Here is a 24,442-nt window from a genome sequence, read left to right as displayed (position 1 = left end):
CGCGAATAAATTCGCTCCCACATGAGGATTAGCGCCTCCGCTAATGTAGGAGCGACTTCAGTCGCGATGGGGGTTGGGGGATCAGCCCGGCAGCGCTACGCGCTGCAATCGCGAATAAATTCGCTCCCACATGAGGATTAGCGCCTCCGCTAATGTAGGAGCGACTTCAGTCGCGATGGGGGTTGGGGGATCAGCCCGGCAGCGCTGCGCGCTGCAATCGCGAATGAATTCGCTCCCACATTAGTCGCGAGTAAATTCGCTTCCACATGGGGAGTCGCACCTGCGCTAATGTAGGAGCGACTTCAGTCGCGATGCTGTTGTTGAATGGGGCGCTAGCATATGCTTTTACCTGTTTTGTTGAGGTTCCCATGGACGGTTCCGTTTCGCTCGACAAGGTAGTGATGCGCTTCGGCGATTTCACCGCCATCGAACGCTCTTCGCTGGAGATTCACTCCGGCGAGTTCTTTAGCTTTCTCGGCCCCTCGGGCTGCGGCAAGACCACGCTGTTGAATATGGTCAGCGGTTTTCTCACCCCCAGCGAAGGCCAGGTCCTGATCGGCGGCGAGCCGATGGGCGGAGTGCCGGTCAACCGCCGGCCCACGGCGATGATCTTCCAGAACCTGGCGCTATTCCCGCTGATGAGCGTGTACGAGAACATCGAGTTCGGGCTCGAGGTGCGCGGCGTCAACAAGCGCGCCCGCCGTGAGGTCTCCGAGCGCCTGCTGGCCCTGGTGGCGCTGGAGGGCAGCGGCGACAAGCAGGTCGCCGAGCTCTCCGGCGGCCAGAAGCAGCGAATCGCTATCGCCCGGGCGCTGGCGGTGGAGCCGCGGGTGCTGCTGCTCGACGAGCCGCTCTCGGCGCTGGACCTCAAGCTGCGCCAGCATATGCGCGCCGAGCTAAAGGCGATCCAGCGCAAGACTGGCATTACCTTCATCTACATCACCCACGACCAGGGCGAGGCGCTGACCATGTCCGACCGGGTGGCGGTGATGTCGGCGGGGCGCATCCAGCAGGTCGCCGACCCCATGACGCTCTACCGCGCGCCGCAGACCGGCTTCGTGGCGGCCTTCGTCGGCGAGACCAACCGCCTCGAGGTGAGCGTCGCCGAGCGCGACGGCGAGCGTCTGACCCTCGATGCCGGACTGCTCGGGCGCCTGCAGGGCAGCGCGGTGGCCGGGGCCAGCGACGGCCTTGGCGTTGGCGATAGCGCTGCGCTGTTCGTGCGCCCCGAGCAGCTGCGACTGCTGGGGCCGGGTAGTTCGGGCCCGGCGCTGGAGGCCGAGGTCGAGGCGGTGCATTTCGAAGGCGCCTGGCTGATGCTCGAGACGCGGCTCGTGGCTACTGCCGAGCGGCTGCGGCTGCAGCTCAGCGGCGAACAGGCGCGCGGTGCGGCTGGCCGCCTTGCCCAGGGCGAGCGGGTAAGGCTGGGCTATGACCCGGCGGAGGCGGTGGTGCTGCCCAACGACGGCAGCCCGGTGGTCGACGAGGAGACCGGCGAGGTCAAGGAGGCAGCCAATGTTCCGGCAGCTTAGCGCACGCTTTGGCTCGCCGGTGGCGATGGCCATCGTCACCCTGCTCGGCATGTGGTTGATCATCATGGTCACCCTGCCGCAGCTGCAGATGATCGAGTACTCGCTGCGGCCCAACCTGCTGCCGGCGCAGATCGGCGGGCCGGACGATCGGCTGACCGTGGCCAACTACGTGACGCTGTTCAACAACGATATCCACCGCGCGATTTTCTTGAAGACGATCTGGTCGAGCGTGCTGGTCACCCTGTTGACCCTGGCGGTGAGCTATCCGCTGGCCTGGTACCTGGCCAAGGTCGCCACGCCACGCCAGGCGGCGCTGTGCATCCTGCTGTTGATCGTGCCGTTCTGGATCAACGAGATCCTGCGCACCTACTCCTGGTTCATCCTGCTGGCGTTTCGCGGCCCGCTCAATGAGGTGCTGCTGGCGCTGGGGCTGATCGACCGCCCGATCCGCTTTCTCAGCGGCGACGGCGGGGTGATGGTGGGCATGGTCTACGCCTATATCCTATTCATGGTGTTTCCGCTCTACAACGCCATCGAGAGCCTCGACGGCAACCAGGTGCGCGCGGCCCGCGACCTCGGCGCCGGCACCCTGCGCACCCACCGGCGTATCGTGATTCCCCATGCCAAGCCGGGCATTGCCACTGGCTGCATCATGGTCTTCATGCTCGCCGCCGGCAGCTATGCGGTGCCGGCGCTGCTCGGCTCGCCGGGCAGCCGCTGGTTCACCCAGATCATCTACAACTGGTTCTTCGAGGGCGGCAACTGGAACCAGGGCGCGGCCTACGCCTTCCTGCTGCTGGTGCTGTGCATCGGCTTCATGTCGCTTGTCATGAAGCTATTCAAGGTGGGTCTGGGGGATATCGCCAAATGACCTCGCAGCGCCTGCTGGCCTTCGGCCTCAAGTTCTACATCGTGGTGTTCTTCGCCTACCTGTTCCTGCCGCTGATCATCATGTCGCTGGCGACCTTCAACGACAGCCGCTTTCCCACCGTGACGCCCTGGGGCGGCACCACGCTGCGCTGGTTCGGCGAGCTGTGGCACGACGGCGGCATGTGGCATGCGCTCTCCAACAGCCTGATGGTGGCGGCGGGGGTGCTGGTGCTGGCGGTGCCGATCGGCATCTCCAGCGCGCTGTTCCTCAACACGGTGTCGAGCCGCGCCAAGCCGTTCATCTATGCGCTGATCCTCTCGCCACTGCTGACGCCGGGGGTGATCATCGGTATCTCGACGCTGATCTTCTGGCGCCAGTTCGGGGTCAGTGGCGGGATCTTTCTCACCGTGCTGGGCCAGACTACCTTCATCGCCGCCTATGTGATGCTGATGGTGATGGCGCGCCTGCAGCGCTTCGACCGCACCATGGAGCGCGCTGCCCTGGACCTGGGCGCCAGCCAGTGGCAGATGTTCCGGCGCATCCTGTTGCCTTACCTCAAGCCGGCGATCCTGTCGGCGGCGGTGATCGCCTTTCTGCAGTCGTTCGAGAACTACAACACCACGCTGTTCGTGGCCGGCTACGACACCACCCTGACGGTATATATCGCCTCCCAGGTGCGCACCGGGCTGACCCCGGCGGTCAATGCGCTGGGGCTGATCCTGATTCTGATCACGGTGGTGCTGGCGGTGGTCTATGAGCTCAAGCGGCGCCGTGAGCTGGCCAATGCCCAGAAAGCTGGTGCAATGTAAGTCATTTTACAGCCGGTCAGGCGTGGTAGCTGCGGTACCAGTCACAGAGGTGCTCGGCAAACATCGGCACGGCGAGATGATTGCCCTGGGCCAGGTAGGGCCCCTCCAGGCTCATGGCGTCCAGGCTCTGCTGATTCTCGACGCCGACGGCGATGCACTGGATGTCGAGGGTCTCCAGCAGGCGATGAATGCCGCCCAGTAGCTTCTGGCTTCGTGGATCATTGGCGAGATTGTTGATCAATACGCCATTTACCTTGGCCTGCCGAATCGGCAGCCGCGACAGGTAAGCGAAATTGATATGGCCATCGCCGAGCTCGTCGAGGGCCAGGTTGACCCCAAGCCGCTGCAGGCGGCGAAAGAGATGCTGGGTGCTTTCAGGTTGGCTGACCAGGCTGTCGCAGGCGATTTCCAGCGTCAGCCAGGAAGCGTCGTCGACGATCTGTCGCAGGTACTGGTCGAGGGGCAGCCTGTTGGACCTGCCGGGATGCAGGTGGTCGTCAACGATGTTCACCGAAATCGGTAGGTTGCCAAGCCCGCTCCCCGTGGCTTGCCATGCTTGGCGCTGCTTGGCGACTTTGCCGATGACCCATCTGTCGAGGCGAATCGCCAATCCCAGCTTGCGTGCCAGAGCGATGCACTCCCGCGGCTTGTGGTTGAAATAGCGACCATCATTCCAGCGTAGCAGGGCTTCCAGGCCAACTACCCGGCCTGTAGCCAGGTTGCACTGCGGCTGGTAGACGATGCGAAACGCACTCTCGGGCTCCCTGACGGCCTCGCTGAGCGCCATCTCGATGGTCAGTTGTTCTTGCAGCAGGTAACTGATGGCGGGGTCGACGAAGCTATGCGAGCTACCGCCGGCGTGTTTGGCGGCATACATGGCGCTATCGGCGCTGCTGAGCAGCTCACTGGCGTTCTGGCCATCTTCCGGGTATAGCGCGATGCCGATACTGGCCGACATCGGGATGTATTTTCCCGCGACCTTCACGGGTGCCTCGAGGGCTTCTTGAATGCGCAGTGCCACTGCCTGGGCGGTTTCGCGGCTCGAGCCGTATTCGAGCAGGACGAGAAATTCGTCTCCACCAAAACGAGCCAGGACATCTTCACTACGCAGTGCTTGGGTGAGGCGGACGGCAATCTTGTTGAGCATTTCATCGCCAGCGGCATGCCCGAGCGAATCGTTGACGGGCTTGAAGCGATCCAGGTCGATGAAGAGTATGGCGAAAGAGGTTCCGGTGCGTTCGGCATGATTGAGGGCGCGTTGCAGGTGGTCATCGAACAGCGAGCGATTGGCGAGCCCGGTCAGGGGGTCGTGGTGGGCCATTAGCTGCAGCTGGCTTTCATTGCTCTTGAGGTCCGAAATCTCGATGAAGCTGCGGACATAGCCCCTGATCTGTCCATCGCCGTCACGTATGGCGTTGACCGACAGCAACTCGGGATGAATCTCGCCATCCTGACGACGACAGTAGACTTCGCCCTGCCAGAATCCGCTATGACTGAGTTGATCGAGTGCTCGAAAGTAGTCGTGACTCTGGTCGGCCAGCAGGCTGTGGATGTCCGAACCCAACACCTGGTCGCAGCGGTAGCCAGTGATGGTCTCGAACGCCGGGTTGGTGAGCAGAACTCTGTGCTGGGCATCGGTGACCACCAGTCCTGCACGGCTATGCTTGAACCCCGCACTTGCTAAACTAGTGGTACCTGATGTATTGATGAAGGTTCTACCTTCGCTGGCAAGCAGTTGCACACACTGGGTGGTGACGCCTTCCTGGCTGCCGCTGGTCATGTTGTCCCGCATGCGGAGATCCGCCCACTTTAGTAGTCAATGTTAACTATTGTAGCTAAGCCTGCCATCGTCAATATCCTGAGTTAGCGCATGATGAGAACTCCAGGGACGCACGGCCGCTGAGGAGGGAAGGGGAGCGGTTTTTTGGTTTAAATTATTTTTTTGTATCGAATTATGGTTTTTGATAGCTTCATGCTTATAGGCTGGGGTAAGTGCGCATGTTCGGGGTTTAGCTGATTAGGCTGGCATGCCGGGAGCGCCAGGCTGCGTGGTAAAATAGTCCGATGCCCTTAAACATTTCACGAGTGCTGCACGCTTTGGTGCCCCACTCCCTGCATGCTCGCCTGGTCATCGGCATCAGCCTTGGCTGGTTGGTGCTGGTCGCAGCGATCATCCTGGTAGCCTCGCGCTCCGGCGATCAACTCGCCGGACAGGCTAATCGTGCCCACCTGGAATACGAAGCCGAACTGATCGCCCGGCATATCGAGGAGGCGGTGGCGGTGCGCGTCGACGCCCTACAGCGCCTCGCCGAGCGGGTGCCACAGGCCCCAGAGCAGAGCGTCGCGTTGCTCGACGAAAACGTCGGGCTGATGGCGCTGTTCGATGCGCTGGTGATGATCTCCGCCGACGGCGAGGTGCTGGCCGATATCCCCGAGCTGCCCGGCCGCCGCGGGCTGGATGTCAGCGAGCGCGAGTACTTCCGCTATATGCGCCATGTACGGCGACCCTATGTATCCGAGCCTTTTACCGGTGCCGCCAGCGATGCGCCGCTGGTAATGGTTGCCGTGCCGATACTCGCGGAGGGCGAGTTCAGGGGCATGCTCGGCGGTGTGGTCAACGTCGAGGATGGCAGTTTCTTCGCCGGACTGCGGCGAATCCGGATTGGCCATGCGGGTTTCGCGGCTTTGGCCACGGCGTCGGGACTGGTGCTGTCGCATCCCAGCCACGAGTTGGTCATGCGGCCGGTACCGGGTGCCGCGACCCACCCTGAGCTCGACCTGGCGCTGTCTGGCTGGGAGGGGGCGGCAGCGGGGCGACTGGTCGACGGTACGCCTGCGCTGCAGGCCTATCGCCAAGTGTGGTCGGCCAATTGGGTGGTCGGGGTCTACCTGCCGCGGACTCAGGTGATGGGGCCAGTGAAGGCATTTCTGCGCCAGCAGCAGTGGGTGGGGGTGATAACCGTGCTGCTGATGCTGCCGCTGCTGTGGTTGGGGTTGAAGCTGTTGCTGCGCCCGCTGCACCGCCTCGAGCGTCATATCGCCAAGGTGGCACGCGGCGCGGCCAAGCGGGTCGATCCGCGTACCGGTATGCGTGAGCTGCAGCGGGTGGCCGATACGTTCAATAGTCTCGAGCAGCAGCGTGAACAGGCCAAGGCACTGTTACAGGACCGTCAGGCGTTTCTCGACGCAGTGCTCGATTCGTCGCCCACCGGACTGTTCATCTGCAACCTGCGTGGCCAAATCGTTTACCTCAATCCAGCCCTGCACAACCTCACCGGCTACGATCTGGAGGATTATCGCGACTGGCAGATACTCGAACATCTGCACGTCGACGAGATCGACGACGTACGCGACCTGTGGCGGCATACCCTGGAGACCGGCCGGCCCTTTTCGCGCCAGATGCGCTACCACGCTGCCAATGGCCAGATGCTATGGCTAGAGGTGAATGTCAGTCGGGTGGCAGATGATGGCAAGCCGCTGGGCTATGTGGGTACCGTCAAGGACATTACCGACAGCCGCCAGCGTGAGGCACTGCAGCGCTGGGAAGCCGAGCACGATCCGCTGACCGGACTGCTCAACCGGCGTGGCTTCGAGCGTCGGCTCGAGGAGGCGCTGGTCGAGTGGAAGAAGGCCGGCACACCCTCAGCGCTGCTGATGTTCGATCTCGATCATTTCAAGCCGATCAACGACCGTGGTGGCCATGCCCTGGGTGACGAGATGCTGCGGCGCATTGCCCAGGTACTGGCCTGGGAAGTGCGTAACAGCGATCACGTGGCGCGCCAGGGGGGCGACGAGTTCGCCGTGTTGCTGCCCAGTTGTAGCCTCAACCAGGCACAACGGCTGGCCGAGAAGCTGCGCCAGGCGATCAGCGAGATCTATGTCGAGCACGAAGACAGCACCTATCATGTCACCATGAGCATGGGCCTGACGGGCCTGCTCGAGAGCGACGAGGACATCGAGACAGTGCTGGCGCGAGCCGATGCGGCAAGCTACCGCGCCAAGGCCGCCGGGCGGGATGCCATCGTCCAGACCTAAGCGGATGAGCGACTCGATCTCACCTTATGATAGCGCCCCCCCTGATCATGAGTGCAGTGGAAGGATTAAATGTCCGGCTCCATCGCAACTATCGTGTGCATCGAATATCACGCACATGGGCTCGCCGTTGATATTCTCATTGTGCTCCGGTAGCCACTTCAGCAGAAGATATTCTCGGATCCAGGGAATATCTTCCGCATGCTTGAAGCGCGTACTTATGGCGCGATTCGCTTTTACCACCGTGTGACGAAACAGGCGTGTGTTAATGCCTTTCCGCAGTTGGTTGCAGCGAAATCCGAGGTCGAATTTGAAGCGTTCCTCAGGAGTGATAGAGGCATCGCCATGGAAAATCCATGCTGCCTGGCTGTACCGGGCGCTGTGCGATAGATGGCTGCTCGTATAGTAACTCCATGCTTTTTTCTGAGCTCCGGCCGCCAGATGGCCGTAATGCCGCACAACGAAAAACTCATGCTCGATATGTTGCAAGAATTGTATGTCGTACCCGGTACTGTCCGAGATAGAAGCGGCTACGCTATTTTCCATGCGAAGACGGCGCCATGCTCGCATACGGAACGTGCGCGGAGAAACCCCCTTATTATGGCGGAAAGCACGAGTGAAAATAGGATGGCTCGTATAGCCACATAAGTTGGCAATTTCTATGATAGGAAGTTTCGTTCTTGCCAGCATCAGGGATGCCTTTTCTATTCTCAAAATGTCACGATAGCGTCCAGGGCTGTGGCCAAACTCTCTCAAGAATATTCGTCGCAAGTGTGACTCTGAATACCCCAAGTGATCGGCTAAGTCAGCGACATTAATGTTGCGAAATGCATTGTCATGCAGCCATATCTCTGCAAACCTCAGGTCGGCTGGCGTTTCATCCATGGTCAAGTTCCCTATGCCCCTCGCGGCGACGTTCATCGTTACTAAGTGAATACATGCAAGATGTGGTAGTAGCGCTAAATAACGCGATTAGAAGTTTTTCTTGAGAGGAATTTTGTGTGTAAGTGCATGATTTGGCAAATCATATGATCGATTGCGCAAAGTATAGGTGCATTGTGGTTGAGAATGCAAAGATTTTAACGAATGTTCGTATTAGATTGTGCGGCTGGATGTTGCGCGGATTCTTTAAGCGCTAAAAAAACATAGCTATCTGTAAGGTCGTTGCCATATGCGCTGCAAGATTTCACTTACCCACTCTCGCCGAACGCGCTCTAACGTGCTGCTTTGCATGGAAAACATGGTAAGGGGGCGCCTGTTAAACAGGGAAGGAGAGGGGAGCTCTTTGCGGAATGCCATTATTCCATATGGATTGTTTTCGCCTTGGGCGTCACGTCATCTGGCAGCATCGATGGTATTGGGAGTGTCGTTGGCGCTGCTGCCTAACGCTCCGGCTGTTGCGCAGTCACTTCCCGAAGGCCTCGCCTCTCCGGGAGCTAGCAACCTGCATGACGTGGTTCAGCGTTCCATATCGACCAACCCTGAAGTGCGTGCCGCATGGAACGGGCTGAATGCGGCGGGTCATATGGTGGATTCAGCACGCGGCAATTATCTGCCGAGCATCGATGTGTCGGCGGGTGTCGGGCGCGAGGACCGTGAAGGTGATGGGCGTGGTAGCTATGACACCGGTTTCGCCGAGCTTACCCTCAATCAAATGCTCTATGACGGTTTCGCCACACGCAGTGAGGTAGAACGCCTGGATCGTGCCAAGCGGGTCAGCTACTACGAGTTGTTGGATGCCAGCGAGGACGTGGCACTGGAAGCGACACGCGCTTACCTGGATGTGCAGCGCTACCGTGAGCTGGTGCGTCTGGCACAACAGAACCATGCCGATCACCAGCGGGTGTTCGAGCGGGTCGAAGAGCGCGTTGAGTCAGGCACTGGCCGCGGTGTCGACATGCAGCAGATTAGCGGCCGTCTTTCGCTCGCCGAGTCCAACCTGATGACGGAAGCTTCCAACCTGCATGACGTGACGGCTCGCTATCAGCGTCTTGTCGGAGATTTGCCGGCGGAACAGCTGGCGCCGGCGCCAGCCCTGGAAGATCGTCTGCCCGAATCGGTGAGTACAGCCGTCGACCACGCTCTTCAGGGCAATCCGGCATTTCACGCTGCCATTGAAAACATCGAGGCGGCACGTGCCGAGCGTGAGGGGAGTCGTGCCGACTTCCACCCGCGCCTTGATCTGCGTGGGCGCACCGGCACGTACGATAGCTATGACGGCAGCTTCGATCCAATGGGCCACCGCGATCGCCATAGCATCGAGCTGGTGGCCAGCATGAACTTGTACCGGGGCGGTAGTGACCGGGCATCACTACGCAGTGCAACCGACCGCCTGGAGCAGGCCACCGACCAGCGTGAAGTGGCCTGCCACAATGTGCGCCAGACAGCCCAGATCGCCTACAACGATACTCAGCGTCTGCGTGAGCAGCTCGAGTATCTCGAGCACCATCGTCAGTCGATCGATCGCGTTCGCGGCGCTTACCAGCAGCAGTTCGATATTGGTGAGCGCACGCTGCTCGATGTGCTGGATAGCGAGAACGAGTACTTCGAGGCGAGCCGTGCCTTCGTCAATGCGCAGTATGACGTGGCGGTGGCCGATGCCAGCACCCTAGCAGCCATGGGGCAACTGATGCAGGTCCTCGAGGTGCGCAGCGACAGAGTGCCGAGCCTGGCGGAGTTGGGCAGCGACGGTGTCGAACTCGACCCCGATGCGCTATGTGCCGCCCAGGGGCCGGCAGGATATACGCTGGAGGATTTCACGTCCGGTTCCGCCATGCCGCGTTCGGGTAGTGCCTTTTAAGTTTCGTATGCCGATCAGCGAGCCGCCGGGTCACCGGCGGCTTATTCGTTGCAGAGAGATGTCATGCAGTGTTGCCGGGTGAGTCGTCTCGACACTGGCGGTTCGCAGGCAGCATGTAAGCAGTGTGGGATATCGCACCATGTCGACATGCAATAACTTATCGGAGCAACCTCAGAGGTTGATGTGACGTACAAAGAAGCTCCAACGGTGCCACCGGATATCGAAGTTGATGCCGGTCAGCAAGATGAGCTCCTGGCATGTCTTCAAACCATCGCGCTTGCTCATGATCATCGGGTGTCGGGTGACTCGCTTACTGCTGGCTTGCCGCTAGAATCGGGTAAGCTGACGCCATCGATTTTTCCTCGTGCTGCGGCACGTGCGGGCCTTAGTGCACAGATCGTCAAAAGCCGCTTAGTACAGCTAAACGCTTCCCTGCTGCCAGCCGTATTGCTGCTGGAGGCAGGGCGAGCTTGTGTGTTGGTAGCACTTGATATTAAGACGCGAACAGCAAGGGTGATATTTCCCGAACTGAACAGTGCAGAAGCTGATGTTGATCTTGGCAACTTGCAGGATCGATACAGTGGACGAGCGATTTATGCTCGCCCGCATTTTCGTTTCGATGCGCGCGGTCCGGAGGTCAAGAAACAGCGTGCACGGCATTGGTTCTGGGGTGTGGTACGAGAAAATCGCCGACTCTATCGTGACGTGATTGCTGGCTCGGTGGCGATAAACCTGTTTGCCGTTGCGATGCCGCTTTTCGTACTCAATGTTTATGATCGTGTGGTACCCAACCATGCGACAGAGACATTATGGGTCCTAGCTGTCGGCATCTTCGTGGTGCTGTGCTTCGATCTGGCACTGCGCTTGATGCGCAATGCCTTCGTCGATCTGGCAGCGAGCCGTGCCGACGTCAAGCTATCGTCATCGATCATGGCTCGTGTCCTCGGTATGCGGATGGAAGCAAGGCCAGCCTCCACGGGCTCGTTTACCGCGACATTACAGTCTTTCGATACGGTTCGCGCCTTTATCGGCTCGGCGACAGTAGTGGGATTGGTCGACCTACCTTTCGTGCTGATGTTCGTAGCAATCATTGCTTTGATTGCTCCCCCATTGGCGATTCCGGTGCTGGCGGGAATAGGTTTCGTACTGCTCTATGCCCTGGCAGCACAAAGTAAATTGCATGAACTTTCCGAAACTACATGGCGGGTTGGAGCTCAACGCAATTCGACACTAGTGGAGTCGGTCTCTCAACTGGAGGCCGTCAAGGTGCTGCGTGCGGAGAGTCATATCCAGTCAATCTGGGAGAAGGCGTCGGCATTTCTGTCGCGTACGGCCGCCCAGCTACGGCTTGTCAGTTCCTCTGTCTCCAGCGTAGCGCTCTGGGCTCAGCATAGCGTGGCGGTTTGCGTCATTCTTATCGGCGTTTATCAGATCATCGATGGCAATCTTACTCAGGGCGCTCTAATCGCCGCCTATTTGCTATCGTCGCGCGCCATGGCACCGGTGAGTCAAGCAGCCGCTTTACTCGCTCAATATCATCAGTCGGCCACGGCACTGGAATCCCTCAATGCTGTCATGGAGCAACCGGTAGAACGCCCGGAAGGTAAGAATTTTGTCAATCGCCCGGTGGTCCACGGGCAGTTGAATTTCGACAAAGTCGCTATGCGATATCCAGGCGAGGAGCGTGATGCACTGCGCGATATCACCATGACAATAGCGCCTGGTGAGCATGTGGCGGTACTCGGGCGGGTTGGCTGTGGCAAGTCAACGCTCAATAAAATGATGCTTGGGCTGTATCAGCCAAAGTCGGGGGCGGTGAAGCTCGACGATATCGATATCCGTCAGATCGATCCACTACAACTGCGTCGCCACTTTGGTTACGTACCTCAGGATCTCAGCCTGTTCTTCGGCTCGTTGAGAGAAAATATCGTGGCCGGTGGAGGCAGTGATGGGGTGGGCGATGAGGCCCTTCTTAGAGCCATCAAACTTGCCGGTTTGAACGGTCTGGTTGATGCACACCCGCATGGCGTCGACCTAAATGTTGGTGAGCGAGGCGAATGCCTTTCCGGCGGCCAACGTCAAGCGGTGGCCATTGCCCGGGCGGTGGTCCATGACCCACGAGTCCTACTGTTGGATGAGCCATCCAGCGCCATGGACCATGCCAGTGAAGAGGCGTTAAAGCACAAGCTGAAAGACTATGCCCAGGGTAAGACCATGCTGCTTATGACCCATCGCCGGTCATTATTGTCGCTGGTCGAGCGGGTGGTAGTGGTCGAGGCCGGCAAAGTGCTGGCGGATGGGCCGCGTGACCGGGTGATGGAAGCCTTGCGTAAGGGGCAGCTCGGGAGGGCGAGTTAATGGCTGCCAATATTCGCAAGCGCAGTGCCGAACAGCAGGGGTTCGAGGCAATTGGTCGACTCTCCGAACGTAGCTACAAGCCCCTGCGGCCACTCATCGACCGGCTCTTTGCACGGCGCGTCAGTGCTGCTCATTTGAGCCGTAACTGGGCAAGCGATGCCGACTGGGCACGTCTGCAACAGGATCCGATTCGTGCACGATGGTTTCTATATACGGTGCTCCTGGCCATCGCGGCACTGATTGTCTGGTCGTACTTTGCGGCTATCGATGAGGTAACGCGTGGCACTGGTCGAGTGATCCCTTCTTCCCAGCTGCAGAAAGTACAGACCTACGATGGCGGGGTGGTGCAGGAGATCATGGTCCGCGAGGGCCAGATGGTCGAGGCCGGTGAGCTATTGATGCGCATCGACCCAACGCGCTATGTGGCGAACTTCCGTGAAAATCGTGCCCAGGCGCTCGCACTGGGAGCGCGGGTAGAGCGCCTCCGGGCACTAGCTACTGACACGCCATTCGATCCGCCAGAAGAGTTGCTCAGTGCCGCGCCAGGGATCGTAGCCGAGGAGCGTGAGATTTATGAGAGTCGGCGTGAGGAGTTGCGCGAGCAACAGAGCATTCTGAGTGATCGCATACGTCAGCGTGAGGAGGAGTTGCGCGAAGCGCAATCGCGGCGCGATACCGCCCAGCGAGATCTCAATATGGCCAGGGAGGAGCTGCAGCTCACCCGCCCATTGGTGTCATCGGGTGCGGTATCCGAGGTCGAGGTGCTGCGTCTCGAACGTGACGTGTCGCGAGGTACCGGCGAGCGGGATCAAGCTGAGGCGTCCGTATCACGGCTGGAAGCTGCCGTCGAGGAAGCGCAGACGCAGTTACGTGAGGTCATCCTCGAACGTCGCAGTGATTGGCGCGACGACATGGTTCAAGCAATGGGTGATCTCAATGCATTAGACGAGTCGAGCACCGGGTTGCAGGATCGTGTGCGCCTTGCCGAGGTACGTTCGCCGGTGGCCGGGGTAGTGCAGCGACTCAATATCACCACCATCGGTGGTGTTGCGCAGGAGGGGCAGGAGATCGTCGAAATCGTGCCTACCGACGACCAATTGCTCGTTGAGGCACGCGTAGCACCGCAAGACATCGCCTTTCTGCACCCGGGGCAGCCGGCGACGATCAAGCTCACCGCCTATGACTTTGCCATCTTCGGTGGCCTCGAGGCGGAGCTGGATCACATCAGTGCCGATACCATCACGGATGACAACGACAACACCTTCTACCTGGTGCGCGTGCGTACGCGTGAAGGTGAGGAGCTGAGCGACGAGTTGTCGGTGATCCCTGGCATGACCGCTCAAGTCGACATCATGACCGGTAAGCGCACTGTGATGGAATTCATGCTCAAACCCGTTCTACGGGCTTGGGGCAATGCCATGGGGGAGCGTTGAGGATGGCTCGGAATTTTATTCGGCTGATATGTGGCACAGCCATGCGCTTGGGCGTAGGGGCGAAGATTAATAATCAGGGAGTAATCGCATGATCGTTGCAACCGTCATTTCCATTACAGGACAAGCATGGGCACGCGATAGCGAGGGAAATCTTCGTGAACTGCGTGTCGGGGATGCCCTTCAAGAGGGTGAAACGCTTGTGACGGGCGATAATGCCCAAGTCAAGCTCGATGTTGGCGATGGTCGCGACCCAATGCTGGTCGAGGAGGGAGAGAGTATCGTCATCGCTGCCGAGCCGGATGCCGATGAAGATGCCAACGATGACGATGCTGATGAACAACATGAAACACTGCTGGATGACGATAACCTCAACACCCCGCCAGACAACCCCACGGGCGACGATGAGGCCAGTGCAGGTGGGCACTACTTCGTGCGCTTGGGGCGTATCGGCGACGAACTGGGCCAAACGTTCGATTTCGATGCATTCCAGCCAGCTGAGCCACTGGAGTTTCCGCGAGATGGCGGAGGCAGGACACCGACAGCGGAGAGTGCTGCGCCGCCAGAGGGTAGCATTAGCGTCACCTTAGGCGAGATCAACAGCGACAATGTCACCGATGTGCCGATTCACGGTACGACGGAAGACATCGTCGCTGGCCAGACGGTTTTCCTGGTGGTCAGCGACGGTAATCCTGACACCGAGGACGTCGAGGTGACGACAACGGTCAACGCAGACGGGAGCTATGAGACTACCGCCGACCTGAGCGGCCTCGACGAGGGTGAGATCGGCGTCACCGCCACGGTGCAGGATCAGGCCGGTAACCAGCCCACGGATACCGACACGGCTGGGCTCGACACCAGCGCCGAGATCAGCGTCAGCCTGGAGGACGTCAATAGCGACAACGTCGATGACGCGCCGATCCACGGCACCACCGACGACGTGGAAGAGGGTCAGACCGTGACGCTGGTGGTCAGCGATGGTAACCCGGATACGCCCGACGTGATGGTTACCACTACGGTGGATGAAGAGGGTAACTACGACACTACTGCCGATCTCAGTGGCCTCGATGAGGGCGACCTGACGGTAGAGGCGACGGTGGAGGATCAGGCCGGCAACCAGGCCACGGATACCGACACGGCGGAGCTCGACACCAGCGCCGATATCAGCGTGAGTTTCGATGACGACGTGATCAACGACGACGGCAAGTCGTCGGTAGGGCTGAGCGGCACCACGGATGACGTCGAGCCGGGCCAGGAAGTGACCCTGGTGATCACCGCGGACGGCGGTGAAGGCGAGGTGGAAGTCACTACGACCGTTGAAGCAGACGGCAGCTACAGCACCACTGCAGATGTGAGTGCACTGCCCGATGGTGATCTGAGCGTAGTCGCCACGGTGCAGGACCAGGCCGGCAACCAGGCCAGTGACGACGATACGGCGGAACTCGATACCAGCGCCGAGATCACCGTCAGCCTGGAGGGCGTCAACGTCGACAACGTCGATGACGCCCCGATCCACGGTAGCACCGAAAGCGTGGAAGAGGGCCAGGAAGTGACGCTGGTGGTCAGCGATGGTAACCCTGATACCGACGACGTCGAGGTGACGGCAACGGTCAACGCAGACGGTAGCTATGAGACCACCGCCGACCTGAGTGATCTCGACGAGGGCGACCTGACGGTAGAGGCGACGGTGGAAGACCAGGCCGGCAACCAGGCCACGGATACCGACACGGCGGTGTTCGACACTAACCAACCGACGTTGGAGATCACCTCGGCTGACAGCACGCTCGGCGCAGAAGAAGATACGACGCTGACGTTCGAGTTCAGCGAACCGGTAGATGGATTCACCGAGGCGGATATTCAGGTCGAGGGCGGCACATTGGTTCCGGGTAGCCTGAGCACGCAAGACGATCAGACCTGGACCGCTGAGTTCATTGCCGACGGTGAAGCGCCGATTAGCGTCGATGTCGAAGACGATACCTACACCGACAAAGTGGGGAATCCCGGTACAGGGGACACGCATGCCATCAACGCCGCCCCACAGGCCAGTGGGGTGGCGGATATCACCCCGGTGGGCGAGGAAGTCGTGGTGGATGTGCTGGCCAATGACAGTGACCCAGATGGCGATGATCTGAGCATCACCGATATCAACGGCACAAGCATCGGTCCCGGTGAAACGGTCGAGGTTGACGGCGGCACCGTTACCTTGATCGAAGGTGGCGATGACGATGGCAAGTTATTGTTCACGCCTGAGGACGGGTTCGATTTTGCCAACAGTAACGGCCAAGTCGAATTCGACTACACCATCAGCGATGGCGAAGGGGGATCCGACGCCGCCACAGTCACCGTGGGCGTGGTCGATGTCGCCATCACCGACAACGCCATGCCGAATGGTGAAGGCGGGGTGGACGATAGCGAAGGCGATGATGTGCTCGCCTCCATCGACGATCTCGAGAATGTGCAGATTAGCGGTCAGATCCCGGCCGGCGGCTCGGTGGAGAGCCTGATTGTGAGCAGCAGTGGCGGTGGCGAGGTCACGGTTGTGGTTGGCGCCGATGACATCGATGCCGATGGCACGTTTTCGGTGGAAGCCGATCTTAGCGGCCTGCCGGACGGTGATCTGTCGGTGACCCTGGTCGGGGCCGATGGTGAAGGCAATCAAGCGCAAACCGACGATGGCATCCTCAAGAATACTGTGACCGAGGTGACCGTCGAGGCCATCGAGTCGGATACCGATGGCAATGTCACCGAGATCAGCGGCAGCGGCGAGCCGGGAGACAGCGTTGCGCTGGAGCAAATCGATTCGGATGGAAACGTCACATCGATCCCCGATACGGACGACATTGTCGTCGATCAGGATGGCAACTGGTCGTTTACGCCGACGGTGCCGCTGGACGCGGAGCGTTTCGAGGTACGTGCTACTGCCACCGATGAGTACGGCAACACCGCAGAGGCTAGCCGCTCCGTATCTGGTCTCGATCTGGGCGAGAGCATTGCGGTGTCCGAAAGCGGCATTGTCGCGGACGGCGATCAGCCGGCAGGCACGGACGCGGGTAACGCAAGCGCCCGCACATATGAAGGCGAACTGACGCTCTCCTTCGCGGAGGACGAAGACCTCGCCACCCTCGAGATCGCTGGCCAGTCCTTCGATCTGGCACAACTGCAAGGTGCCAGCGAGAGCGATCCCCTCGAGATCGTAACGGATTACGGCACCCTGACGATCACCGGTTACGACGACAGCGGCGACACGTCCATTCTCAGCTACAGCTACACGCTTACGACAGCCGCGGATCACTCTCAACTGGGGGACGATGAGCCCTTTATCGATGCGCTTGATGTGAGCCTGACCGATACTGCCGGCGACGTGCGTAATGGCTCGCTAGACGTGGAGATCGAGGACGATTCGCCGCTTGCCAATGACATGCCTGAGACCCAGGACATCACCGAGGGTGATGCGGCGTTTGACGGCACCAACCTGATCGACAACGACAGCCTCGGTGCCGATGGTGCGGTGGTGCATACGATCTACTACACCGACCGCGACGGTGAACCGGCTGAGATCGTCGTTGGCGAGGCCGATGACGTGGGAGGCGAGGTCCAGGAACAAACGGTTGACACCCAGTATGGTGAGCTAACGGTCGGGAGTGACGGCAGCTGGTCGTATAGCGTGCTGAATAGCGTCGACCATGCCGGCGAAGACGAGGTGATCGAATCCTTCGAGTACGACCTGATCGACGGCGATGGCAGCGTCAGTGAGGAGCGAGGAACCAAGAACATCGGCATCGAGGACACTGAGCCCGAGGTTGGCAATACCGACGACGCCACGGTCGACGAGGCCAACCTGTCCAGCGGCACCGACCCCGACGATGATGCGTTGACCGTGAGCGGTGATCTCGAGGTCACCGGTAACGACCCGTTTCTGGTCAGCTTCGCTGATATTGAGGAAAGTGGCTCGCTCTACGGTGAAGCCTTTACCGCCGGTGGCGAAGACGTCTATTTCCAGGTCAGTGAGGACGGCGGCACCCTGATTGCCAGTACCGACGATAGCTTCGAAGACGCAGGAGCGGAGGTCTTTACTGTCACGCTCACCGACCGTGAGCAATCACTGGAAGACGCACTCGCCGGCAACGCCCCGAGCCCAGGCTATGAATTCACCCTGAAACGCCCGCTGGACCAGGCCGATGGTGAACAGGACCTGGACCTTGGCTTCGACTTCACCGTGCAGGAGCAGGGCGGCGAGGATGGTGAATACGAGACGGATAAAGACGCTGCCTCCGGTAGCTTCACGGTCACCGTCGAGGATGATGCGATTGGCGAGGAAGGCCAGTCGATCACGCTGGATGAGGATCAGGACGGAGGCGAGTCGTTCCTGACCCCGGCGGAGGCGGTGGGAGACACCATTACCATCGATGAGGAGAACGAACCTGATCATGGCAGCGTGAGTATCGATTCTGAGACTGGCGCGATGACCTACACGCCAGATCAGCACTTCAGCGGCGAAGACAGCTTCACCTATCAATACCAACGTGCTGATGGCCAAGTGCGCGAGGTAGAGGTCTCGGTCACGGTCAACCCGGTTTCTAACGAGCCCGTGTTTGCGGTTGATGCGTCGTCGGTCACGGTCAACGAGCACAATGTAGAGGGGCAAGACGAGGCTGACTCGCGCGTGCCGCTAGGTTTCGAGGCGCCGCTGCCAAGCGACCTGGAGGACAACAGCGCCGAGCGCCTTGGCGCTATTGAGTTGAGCGGCATGCCGGACGGGGCCACGCTGGTTGATGGCAATGGCGATCCCATCGATAACGTCGGTGACGGAAACGGCGTGATCAGCGACGGCGCCATCCAGTTCGTGATAAGCGAGTATCTGAATGAAAACTCGCTTGGACCCAATGGCGAGTCCATTCGTCATGCCGATGACTGGGAGGCGCGATATCCCGACGCCGTCGAGATCAGTCTGGCCGATTTCGAGGCCCTGGAGATCCGTGGGTCCGACCACGACGCCCATAACTTTACCGTGACCGGTGGCGTCACCTCCTATGAGGTCGACGGCGACGGCAATCCGCTGGATGCCGATAGCGATACCCTGACCAGCCGCACCGAGACCCCGGTAGAGGTGCAGGTGCAGGCGGTGACCGATCCGGTCGACCTCTCCTTGAATGACGCCAATGACCTGTCAGGCGATGACAATATCGACAGCGTCGACATCGACAACGGCACGGCCACCGTCACCCTGGAAGAAGACAGCCCGCTGGATCTGGCACGCCTGCTGACGGCCGATTTCGAGGACCTGACCGGCAGCGAGGAGCGCTGGATCGAGATCAGCGGCGTGGAGGAAGGAACATTCGTTACCGTCAATGGCCAGACCTTCGAGGCCGGTAGTGACGGCGTCATCGAGATACCGGCCAGTGCACTGGGCGACTTCGGTGACGGTGAGTCCCGCGACCTGCCGACGCTTGAACTCACCCCGCCGAACGACTTCAGCGGCGATATCTCCGATATCACGGTCACGCTCAATGCGATCGATCGCGATCCGGACGGCCCGTCCGAGGATGGCGAGCAGGTGCAAGACACGGTGGATCTCAACCTGGAGGTCACGCCGGTGCCCAATGAGATCGAGGACCTGGACCAGGTCGAGATCTTCGAATACCGCGCAGGCGAAGAGGACATCCAGGATGACCGTACCTTCCTGACCGGCATCGAACCTCAGGATATGCGGGAAAGCGAGGCGATCACCGAGATCGTGGTCAACGATATTCCGGAGGGATGGGCGGTCTTCGATGAGGCCGGTGAACCGATTGCCGTTACCGATGGTTCTTTCACTATCTCCGAAAGCGATATCGAGAGCGGGGTTTTCGAGAACTACACCATTCGCGCCCCCGAGAATCGCAGCGAGGACATTAATCTGAGCCTCGATATCACCGTTGAGGACACCGGCACCGTCGGTGGTGAGGAGACGACCGTCAGCGAAACCTTTGAGGGCGTGGAACTGCCCGTCAAGGTCCAGCCGGTAGCCGGCACGGTAGAGGACGGTGATATCGAGACGCCGGATAATATCGTCTATGACAATGGCGTAGAGGATGGCACGGGCAATGTTGGCGTCAAGCAGGATGAGTGGTACGACCTCAACTCCAGCGACTGGAGTAGCCTGGACGCTGGAGAGACTCTGGCCACAGGCTGGACCAATGCCGATGGCGGCTTCCTGGGCGATACGGGCGATAACCCCAGTGAGGTGACCTATGCGCAGCTGACGCCAGTGCAGGTGGCAGGCCAGGGGATCGACGAGGTCGGCGCCAATGGCGTGACCTTCCGCTGGCAGGATGACAGCGGTGACTGGGTCGAGGTTGCTTATAACGGTACGCCGGTGGATGTGCCGGTGGAGTTCCTCGACACCCTGCAGATGCGCGGTGGCCCCTTCCAGGCGGGTGAGTTCAACGTCGAGGTCCGCGCCAAGAGCGTGGATGCCGGTGAGAATGCCGACGATGCCGAATCGGTGGCGGTCAGCGACGACCCGGATTACGTCCTGAGCGGGATTGTGTTCGAACCGGATGCGAGCGATCCCGACGACATCAGCCTGAATGTCACCAGCTCCTCCGGCGAGGAGAGTTCGCAGGACATCGAGCGCCCGATCGATCTGGATATCGACCTGCGTTCATCCGATCCCTACGAGAGCTTCAATATTACCCTGGAGGGCATTCCTGAGGGGGCGGTGGTTATCTATGACGGCCAGCGCTTCGATAGCAACGATACGCCAGACGACGGTGATGGTCTGGATCGCGGTCAGAACAGCGTAACGATCGACGACTTCGACCCGAGCGCGGACCTGCAAATTATCACCGCACCCTTCGACAACCGGGATTTCCGCCTGGAGCTAGGCGGTGAGGTGGTGGATGCCTTCGAAGGCAGTGAGGGCGAGTTCCGCGAGATAGATGACCTGGTGCCCCGCCCGATTCGGGTCAATGTGGATGGCGTCGCGGATGACGCCAGCATTGATGCGGTCGAGGAAGCTGAAGTCTCTGAGGGCGATGGAGTGACGCTGGATCAATTGATCGGCGCACAAAGCCTAGAGATGGACGATGTCGATGGCTCTGAGCGCCTTACCCTGCGCCTGGAGGGGCTGGACGCTGAGTTCTCCCTGCAGGGCAGTGGGGTCTCATCGCTTGGCGGGACGGGCGAAGAACGCCAGTGGATGATCAGCCAGGATATCGCAGAGGGCCAGTCGCTGGAGCAGATCCGAGATGCCCTGGCGGACACGCTGGCACAGATTGAATTGACCCTCCCTGAGCACTTCAGTGGCGAAGTGAGCTTTCAGGTCGCACCGATCACTACCGAGGATGACGGCAACTCGGCGACGCATGAGCACACCGACGTACGGCTCGATGTCACGCCGGTGGCCACGGCGACCATCAGCACCAGCGTGACGGCTCAGGAGGACGCCTTCCAGCAGTTGGACTTTACCCTGGTTGGCAGCCCTGAGGAGAAGAACGAAACGCTTGCCGCCGTGCGCATCAATGCCGGCGACATCAATGAGGATGAGTTCGAGCTTTACCTGGGCACCGGCGACACTGCGCCGACCCTAGCCGAGGCGGCGGCTAATGGCGCCGACGGTATCACGCTTGAGGATGGCTGGCTGGAGATTACCGGCGATGCCCTCGACAATATCTACCTGAAGGGGGCTCCCAACTTCGCCGGTGACGAGCTCGGCTTTGCGATTGAATACGATATCGAGGTCGCCCCGTGGAGCGGTTATGAAGGTGAGGTGGAGCCTGTCACCGAGACCATCGAGGATACCTACGACGTTAGCATCGACGCGGTGACCGACCCGGTGGAGATAACACTGCTCAGCATCGATGGCGACACGGATGCCGAGTCGATTACCGTGAATGAGAACGGTGATTTCGACGTGGTCGTCGAGCTGAACAAGGCGCCCGACCCGGACGCCAACGATGAACCCGACCACGATGGCAGCGAGCGACTGGAGTATATCGTTATCGACGGCGTGCCGCTGGGGGTGAGCGTGGCGGGCGCCGAGTTCATCGGCCAAACCCCGGGATCGGCGAACAATGACCTGACCACCGGTCAGTGGCGGTTGAACGTTGACCAGGCGTTCGCCGGACCGCTCGAGCAGACCCTGACGTTTCAGGTCGAGGGCGATGCGACTCGCTTCCAGGATGGTTTCGAGGGCGACATCAGCATCACGGCCTTTACCCGCGATTACACCAGCGATGGCGCACCGGCACCGGATGTTGAATCGGCCAGTGTGGATTGGACTCTAGAAATCGACAGCGATTTCGATGACAGCGACGCGGATGACTCCCAGCCAGCCAATATCAGCACCTGGGAGGTGCGTGATGATGAAGACGCGGTGATGACCGAGGATGAAGCCCAATCGCTTGCTAACCTGTTGACCGGCGAGCTTGACGAATCCGATGAAGGGGGCTTCTCGATCACGCTGACCGATGTGCCCGAGGGCACAGAGATCATCGGCATGACCGAAACCCAGGTAGACGGTGAGACGGTGTATTATGCCGCTGGCTCGGGTGACAACGATGCGCTTCAGGATCTGCTGAACCAGATCCAGGTGAGGGCGCCGGAGAATGGCAACGACAATAGCCTGGATGGTTTCGGCTTCGATGCCACCTTGACCACCTACGCGGCCAGTGGCATCGAGGAGGTGGAAACGGCAAGGGTCGAGCCAGAGGTAACGCCGGTGACCGATCCCTTTGGTGTTGCGTTGGATATGCCCAGCGACGCCAGCGAGTCTCAGGACGAGGAGAGTGAGCTGGATCTCGGCATTACGCTGAGCAATCCAGCAGATGGCGCCTTTGCTCAGCTGCTGGATGACAACGAGGAGCCCTCGGATACGGTATACGTCCGCGTCGACGACAGTGGCATGGACGAGTCGGGCGAACTGCTCTGGAACGGAGAACCGATCACCGCGACGGAAGTGACCATCGAGGGAGAGACCTACTTTGCCATCGAGGGTGTGACACTGGACGCTGAGGGCGGTGCTAGCCTGGAGGGGTTGAGCTATCGCCCGGCGCAGTACGCTTCCGGAAGTGTGGAGGTGAGTGTTGCCGTATTCGGCCGCGAGCAAGGGGCCGAGAACGTCGAATCCACTATCGTCTCCGAGAGCTTCGGTGTTGAGCCGGTCAACAGCGGTTTCGTCGAGTTCGGCGTGGAAGATGCGATGGGGCTGGAGCGGGATGGCGAGGACCGCGATGCGCCGATTGAGGTCGAAGTCAGCAACTTGCAGTTGAGCGACGACTCCGAAGTGGTGCAATCGGCGTTTTTCGAGGGCGTGCCCAACGGCTACACCGTGGTCTACGGCGATAATGCCGAGAATGTACAGTCCGCTAATAACTCAGGATCCGATGGTGACGGTACCAACACCTGGTCGGTCCCGGTCACCGAAGAGGGTGAGTTGCCGGGGTACATCGGCATCGTGCCGCCGCGCTATGAGTCCGGGAAGATCGAGGGCATCCAGTTCACGGTGCTTTCCGGGGAGCCGGGCATCGAACCTGAGGCTACCTCGAGTGAGTTTAATCTGATCGTGGAGGGCGTGGCCGATGGTATCGAGATCGCGCCCAACTCCAGCTTTGGCAACGAAGTCGAGCCTGTGCGGCTGAACCTTAACGCTGATATGAAAGACTACTCAGGCAGCGAGACGGCCACCTTCGAGTTCACCGGGCTCGGTGAACACGCGGCATTTTACTTGCCGACCGGAGAAGACGGCGCACTGGAGCTAGCGCCCGGCTTCGAGGACAACTGGGAGTATGATGCGGCGGATGGCGGTACTTATACGCTCGCCGGGGTGCCGTCCGACATGATCAACCAGGTTCATGTGCTGCAGGCCGCTAACGCCCTGGACGACGACGGTGTCTCAGTACGCGCCAAGACCGTTGAATCGAATGATTTCGATGACAACATTGACGCTGACGAAACAGACTTCACCGAGCCGCAAGACCTGCCGCTGAACATCAGCCCGGTGACGCCCTCCCAAGGCGACGACACCCTGCTCTACAGCGGTGATCCACTGGATGGGCTCGACGGTGAAGACATCGTCCAACTGCGCTATGGCCAGGATCTAGACCGTGACGACTACGCCAACCTCGATAATATCGAGATCCTCGATCTGATGCCGGAAGGCCAGGATCATACTCTGAGCGACCTGACCATCGACGACGTAGTCGATATGACCGACGATGACAACGAACTGTTCATCTACGGTGATGAAGGTGACAGTGTCGAGCTGGGCAGTGGCTGGTCCGAAAACGGTACCGTTACTGAAGATGGACGCGAATTCAGCGTCTACCATAGTGCTACTGAGGGCGCTGAACTCAGGGTTGAGTCAGCCATTACTGTGGATCAGTAAGGAAATAAATAAGCTATCCAACCAGCGCTGACCTGACCGCCAGCGCTGGACTGGATTAGTGTGGCTGATTGACTCTTAAAACTTTGCACTAACGATCAAGTTGTTTGCGGCCCCTGTACTTAACCGCTAATACTCACTTCACGAGTAACTAATGAAAAATGATGTATCGCCTCATACTGCTAGGCGATGCAATGCTAGGGCGCGCATTAACCGTCAATAGTATGGCGTTGAATGCCGCGTGCTG

General features: G+C 59.9%; 10 protein-coding genes. 8 read left to right on the top strand and 2 right to left on the bottom strand.

All coding sequences use genetic code 11. The features are described 5' to 3' along the window. The first annotated feature begins 368 nt into the window (after positions 1-368). Genes CK498_RS11695 through CK498_RS11685 form a run of 3 tightly spaced genes read left to right on the top strand, consistent with a single transcriptional unit; the run spans position 369 to position 3,212 of the window. Positions 369-1,532 carry an ABC transporter ATP-binding protein gene (locus CK498_RS11695; RefSeq protein WP_095621038.1) on the top strand — a complete coding sequence of 388 codons (1,164 nt, stop codon included), beginning with the start codon at positions 369-371 and terminating at the stop codon, positions 1,530-1,532. Then, on the top strand, positions 1,516-2,403 hold the full coding sequence (locus CK498_RS11690) for an ABC transporter permease (RefSeq protein ID WP_095621037.1): 888 nt from the start codon (positions 1,516-1,518) through the stop codon (positions 2,401-2,403). Before CK498_RS11695 ends, CK498_RS11690 begins: the two co-directional genes overlap by 17 nt. Then, complete coding sequence (locus CK498_RS11685; RefSeq protein ID WP_095621036.1) at positions 2,400-3,212, top strand: ABC transporter permease; 813 nt, start codon at positions 2,400-2,402, stop codon at positions 3,210-3,212. Before CK498_RS11690 ends, CK498_RS11685 begins: the two co-directional genes overlap by 4 nt. A gap of 16 nt (positions 3,213-3,228) precedes the next feature. Here CK498_RS11685 and CK498_RS11680 read toward each other — a convergent pair whose 3' ends face one another. Further along, positions 3,229-5,004, bottom strand: a complete 1,776-nt coding sequence (locus tag CK498_RS11680; RefSeq protein ID WP_095621035.1) for a putative bifunctional diguanylate cyclase/phosphodiesterase — start codon at positions 5,002-5,004, stop codon at positions 3,229-3,231. Positions 5,005-5,276: 272 nt separating this feature from the next. Between CK498_RS11680 and CK498_RS11675 the strand changes: the two genes are divergently transcribed. Continuing rightward, entirely contained in the window at positions 5,277-7,247 is a 1,971-nt protein-coding gene (locus tag CK498_RS11675; RefSeq protein ID WP_095621034.1) for a sensor domain-containing diguanylate cyclase, read from the top strand. A gap of 45 nt (positions 7,248-7,292) precedes the next feature. Here the strand turns inward: CK498_RS11675 and CK498_RS11670 are convergent, their stop codons facing one another. Further along, positions 7,293-8,129: a helix-turn-helix domain-containing protein gene (locus CK498_RS11670; RefSeq protein ID WP_176475784.1), complete on the bottom strand. Its 837-nt coding sequence runs from the start codon at positions 8,127-8,129 to the stop codon at positions 7,293-7,295. A gap of 346 nt (positions 8,130-8,475) precedes the next feature. On the opposite strand from CK498_RS11670, the gene CK498_RS11665 reads away from it, so the two are divergent. From CK498_RS11665 to CK498_RS11650, 4 genes are all read left to right on the top strand, one after another. After that, complete coding sequence (locus tag CK498_RS11665) at positions 8,476-10,044, top strand: TolC family outer membrane protein (protein ID WP_407645853.1); 1,569 nt, start codon at positions 8,476-8,478, stop codon at positions 10,042-10,044. A 183-nt stretch (positions 10,045-10,227) separates the two neighbouring features. Next, positions 10,228-12,402 (top strand): type I secretion system permease/ATPase, encoded by a 2,175-nt coding sequence (locus CK498_RS11660; RefSeq protein WP_095621031.1) that lies wholly within the window; start codon positions 10,228-10,230, stop codon positions 12,400-12,402. Continuing rightward, the gene (locus CK498_RS11655) at positions 12,402-13,835 is read left to right on the top strand and encodes an HlyD family type I secretion periplasmic adaptor subunit (protein ID WP_095621030.1); all 1,434 of its coding nucleotides are present in this window, start codon (positions 12,402-12,404) and stop codon (positions 13,833-13,835) included. Before CK498_RS11660 ends, CK498_RS11655 begins: the two co-directional genes overlap by 1 nt. Positions 13,836-14,034: 199 nt before the next feature. Continuing rightward, positions 14,035-24,198 carry an Ig-like domain-containing protein gene (locus tag CK498_RS11650; protein ID WP_095621029.1) on the top strand — a complete coding sequence of 3,388 codons (10,164 nt, stop codon included), beginning with the start codon at positions 14,035-14,037 and terminating at the stop codon, positions 24,196-24,198. Positions 24,199-24,442: the final 244 nt, after the last annotated feature.

It is taken from the genome of Halomonas salipaludis (genome assembly GCF_002286975.1).
GTDB classification, from domain to species: Bacteria; Pseudomonadota; Gammaproteobacteria; order Pseudomonadales; family Halomonadaceae; genus Franzmannia; species Franzmannia salipaludis.
The sequence above is the reverse complement of the archived record's forward strand: the minus strand, read 5'-3'. Positions and strand labels throughout refer to the sequence as shown.